The organism is Methanospirillum sp. (assembly GCF_035560735.1).
In the GTDB taxonomy this organism is placed as follows: domain Archaea; phylum Halobacteriota; class Methanomicrobia; order Methanomicrobiales; family Methanospirillaceae; genus Methanospirillum.
Genome location: NZ_DATMYY010000106.1, coordinates 1 through 4,939, shown reverse-complemented (window position 1 = coordinate 4,939; position 4,939 = coordinate 1). Strand labels below are relative to the sequence as shown.

General features: G+C 45.9%; 4 protein-coding genes. 3 read left to right on the top strand and 1 reads right to left on the bottom strand.

The features are described 5' to 3' along the window. From VN429_RS03425 to VN429_RS03415, 3 genes are all read left to right on the top strand, one after another. On the top strand, positions 1-866 hold an 866-nt coding region (locus VN429_RS03425; protein WP_325629813.1), incomplete at its 5' end, for a hypothetical protein. Positions 867-874: 8 nt separating this feature from the next. After that, positions 875-1,633, top strand: a complete 759-nt coding sequence (locus VN429_RS03420; protein WP_325629811.1) for a metallophosphoesterase — start codon at positions 875-877, stop codon at positions 1,631-1,633. Next, positions 1,611-4,316 (top strand): DEAD/DEAH box helicase, encoded by a 2,706-nt coding sequence (locus VN429_RS03415; protein WP_325629809.1) that lies wholly within the window; start codon positions 1,611-1,613, stop codon positions 4,314-4,316. Before VN429_RS03420 ends, VN429_RS03415 begins: the two co-directional genes overlap by 23 nt. 28 nt (positions 4,317-4,344) lie before the next feature. On the opposite strand, the gene VN429_RS03410 is transcribed toward VN429_RS03415, so the two are convergent. After that, positions 4,345-4,899: a TATA-box-binding protein gene (locus VN429_RS03410; RefSeq protein ID WP_109967811.1), complete on the bottom strand. Its 555-nt coding sequence runs from the start codon at positions 4,897-4,899 to the stop codon at positions 4,345-4,347. Positions 4,900-4,939 lie beyond the last annotated feature (40 nt).

Here is a 4,939-nt window from a genome sequence, read left to right as displayed (position 1 = left end):
GAACTAATGTAACAATGCCCGGATCAAAGGTCGATCTGTCATCTATGAATAATCCATCATATCCAATTCCAACACTTAATGCCTATAGCAGAGTATTTGCACTTGAGATCCAGCAGACTGATCTTGTAATCAGGGGAAAAGAAAACAGGTCAGTAGAACTGATCACTCCTTCAGGAGCCCACATTGCAAAAATATACTGCTGTGGGGCCCTAACAGAGGTAAACAAAAGTGGAAAGAACGGTTGGATAATCAGAGTTGCTGACCCGACCGGGGTATTTGTTCTATCCATAAAGGCAAGAACACCAGATTTAATTGAAACTCTGGATTCACTTTCTCCGCCGACATTTGTATCAGTTACTGCAATAATTGAAACCGACACGACTCCTGGAGAAGCAGGTTTCAGGCTGGTACTTGAAACAATTCACCAGTCAGATCGTCAGGCCCGCGATCAATGGATTTTAAGGACGTCGCGAATCACACTGGACAGGCTGAAACGGGTTGCTGATCTTCTTGCAGGAGGAAACCCTAGTGCTGAAGAACGAAAGTTCATGACAAGATACGGGACCAGTCTACGACAACTCAAAGTCCTTTCTGGAATCGTTGAACGTGCAACAAGTCAGGTTAAAAACCAAGAAGAGCAGACTGAAAGTGCAGACACCGAATCTTCAACAGAAAATAATGTCGGTGAAACTGTGTTAAAACTCATCAAACAACATTCAGGGCCAAGAGGAATATCAATACAGGAACTGACTGGCTTTGCACAGAAGGAAGAAATTCCCGAGACACTTTTGCTCGATACAATCCGGGCTTTAATTGTAGAGGATGAGTTATACCAGCCATCTTCAGGTTTTATAAAAATTCTCTGATTTAGCTCATGGAGATCGAGTACTATCCATCCGGCCCGGCAATTCAGATAACGGGGGATCAGCGAATACTGGTAGTAGCAGATCTTCATATGGGCATAGAATCTGATCTAAGGCTTCATGGGGTACACCTGCAAAGCAGAGGTGCAGAACGGATTGAAAGACTAAATGCCCTGGTAAAAGAGATCTCTCCTGATATTATCCTGCTGCTTGGTGATGTAAAACACCGGGTACCCGGGACCTCCTGGCAGGAGTTTCGCGAACTACCATCACTTTTTTCTAATCTCCGAAAGCACACAATTATTAAAGTGACTCCTGGAAATCACGATCCTGGAATTGAAGAATTCTTAAAACCAGAAGAACTTCTTCCAAAAGAAGGCTCAATTCTAGATGGTATCGGAGTTATGCATGGACATACCCGTCCTGATCCGTCACTTGCGGGTCACCTGATTGTGGCAGGCCATCACCACCCAGTTGTATCATTATCTGATGAAGTGGGTATTGCACTCAGATCTCCATGTTACGTCCTTGCTGAACTGCGCAAAGAAGTATTTGAAATACCACCATCTGAAGATCTACAGACACGTGTACTGATGGTACCTGCATTCAATGAATTCTCGGGGTACGGAATCGAGAAAACTTTTAGAAAACCATTCTCACCCATCTCACGTGCAGTTGTTACCGAGACTGGAGAGTGTCTTCTTGCTGATGGCACATATGGCGGTGACCTCTCTTCAGTAATCAGACATGAGCACACAGACTGTACTTGATCCACGAGTCGTCGCTTGTATATCTGAGCGTGGATTTGATGAATTTTCAGAAGTCCAGCAACGTGCCATACCAAAGGTGCTAGCCGGAGAGCATCTTCTCCTGATTGCCCCTACGGGAACCGGTAAGACAGAAAGTGCAATGATCCCGGTATTCAACCAGATGCTTTCAGCTGGTGCGGGTGGAGGGAAGGGATTTACCACACTCTATATCACACCACTCAGGTCTTTGAACCGGGACATTCTTCGCAGAATGGAATGGTGGTGCAGCAGGCTCGGGTTCACGGTAGGTGTCAGGCATGGAGATACTACCCAGAGTGAACGGAGAAAACAAACTCTTTCCCCTCCTGATCTTCTGGTTACAACACCTGAAACCCTTCAGGCTATCTATATGGGCAGACGCCTGCGTGAACATCTGAAACAAGTACAATTTGTAATTCTTGATGAGATTCACGATCTCGCTGGAACCAAACGGGGAGCCCAGATGAGTATGGCACTAGAACGCCTGGTGCCATACGCAGGAGAATTCCAGCGTATCGGTCTCTCGGCAACGGTTGGAAACCCAGAAGAAGTTGCCCGGTTCATGACCGGCAGACGACCCTACACCATCGTTGAAGTTCCGGTCACAAAACACATTGCAATCACGGTAGAACTCACTGGTGAAAAGTTTGAGGATCAGGTAAAACTCATCAGAAAGCACATAAAAGAAGGTCCGCCAACACTAATTTTTGTCAATACACGTGCAACTGCTGAATCACTCGGGATGAATCTCCTCAAAGATGGTGGAATTGATGTGCACCACGGTTCTCTCTCTCGAGACGTTAGGATAGAGGCTGAAGAACGTTTTAAAAATGGTGAAATCAGGGCACTTATCTGCACGTCCTCAATGGAACTTGGAATCGATATCGGTCATGTTGATCACGTGATCCAGTTTGGTTCCCCCCGGGAGGTCAGCCGGTTGGTTCAGAGAGTTGGCAGGGCTGGACATCAGATAGGAAAGATATCCAGGGGTACCATCATTGCCAGCGGATTTGATGAACTTGCTGAATCACTGGTGATCACTAGACGGGCTCTTGCCGGACAGGTCGAAGAAGTGGTCCCGACTTACCAGGCTGGTGATGCAATTGCAAATCAGATAGCGGCGATGGCTGTCGAGTATGGAGAGATTTCAACTGATGATATCATCTCAATTCTTTCTGGATCATCCATCTCTCTGGATGCTGAATCAGTAGTCCCGGGAATAATCTCACAACTGGCAGAACATTATATCCTGAGACGGGATGGAGGCAGGGTTATTACAACCGGCAGGGCCCGCAAGTATCTCTCCAATAATCTCTCGATGATCCCTGATGAACGTAAATTCCCCATCTACGATATGGTTTCAAGGCGTACAGTCGGATCTCTCGATGAATCATTCGTTGTTACCTATCTGCATACAGGTGCAGTGTTCATTGCCCGGGGCCACCTCTGGCGGGTTCTTGAGATGGAAGAGGGAAAGATCACCGTAGAACCGGCAAAGAGTGCAGAAGGCGAATTACCATCGTGGGAAGGAGAGCAGATCCCTGTTCCCTTTGCCGTTGCACGTGAGGTTGGTGCTCTCAGACGAACCCGGCAATTCAGTGATTACTCTTCAGATCAGGTAGTAACCAGATACGCAGAAGCATACCTTGTTGCGGTAGAAAATAACCGTGGAATCATTCCGACTGACGAGATTATTACTATAGAGCAGATCCCTGAGGGTATTGTTATTAACCTCTGTGCCGGTCATCAGACAAATGAAGCATTCGGCAGGGTTATTTCAATCCTAATTTCAGCACGTTGGGGAACTACCGTTGGAATCGAACTTGATGCATACCGGATTCTTCTCAGACTTCCTAGAGAAGTAGTTGCAGGTGATGTGCAAGAGATTATTCAGGGATTAGATCCTGAACATCTCCGGGCAATTCTGGAAGTTGCTCTCAAACGGACATCTCTCTTTAAGTGGAAACTCGTGCAGATCGCAAAAAAATTTGGAGCGATTGATGCGGATGCAGATTACGAACGTCTGAGTATGCACAGACTTGGTGAACTCCTCTCAATGCCTGCAATTCAGGCTGAAACATATCGTGAACTCTTCACACGGTACATGGACGTAACTCATGCAGCAGAAATTGTAAATGGCATAAAAGAAGGATCAATCAATATAGTGCTTGGTCCACCGAGTATGATCGGAGCTTCGGGGATCTTCTCTCATCGCGATCAAATACCACCACCCACAGCTGATCAGGCCGTTATATCCACAATCAAACATAGACTGGCGAAACAGGAGGTGATCCTTACCTGCATGAACTGTAGAAAATGGAAGGTCAGAACCGTTGTTGACAGGGTTCCAGAACACCCGGTTTGTGGGCATTGTAATGCTAAACTCATTGCAGCACTCAAACCATATGAAGAGGAGCAGTACAGTATTGCAAACAAAAAGACCAAGAATACCCAGGAGAAGGAGATAGAGCGTCGCCTTATCAAAAACGCAAATATTGTGCTTTCTAGCGGGAAAAAGGCAGTTCTTGTTCTTGCAGCCAAAGGGGTCGGCCCAGATACAGCGTCCCGGATTCTGGCAACCTGGACAGATGGTGACTCACTGTATCGTGAAATCTTAAAAGCCGAACGAAACTTTATCAGAACTCACAAGTTCTGGCAATCATAAATAAAGAGAATAGAACCCGGCTAGCCGGTCACATTATGCTACCAAGCTTCTGCTCGAGGAAGGCAAGTCCACGCTTGATATCTTCCATGTTTTTTCCTCCGGTCAGAATGATCTTTCCAGAAGAAAAGAGCAGTGCAACGATCTTGGGATCTGCAATACGATATACAAGACCCGGGAACTGTTCAGGTTCATATTCGATATTTTCTAGGCTGAGAGTCATGACCACTTTGTTAAGGTTGATCTTGTTGCCGATATCATATGAACAGACGATGTTGGTTACTGCCACTCGTGGTTCATCATAACAGGCGATACCTGCCTCTTTCATCTTTCCGATGATTAATTTAAGTCCGACTTCAAGCGAATTGTTATCTCTGATACCGGTCAGAACCACTTTTCCTGAAGAAAAAATAAGTGATGCGATCTTTGGGTTCTCCATCCGGTATACGGCTCCGGGGAAACGCTTTGTATTGAGTTCACAGTTCTCGATATTATTGGAGATCACCTCAAGATCAATTGAATCAGCGATTGCCCCTGAAGCAACTATATTTTCGATCTTCAGGGATTCGTATTGTTTCTCTTCCATTGCAGATATGATGGGGTCTGACATATCATAATACTAATGG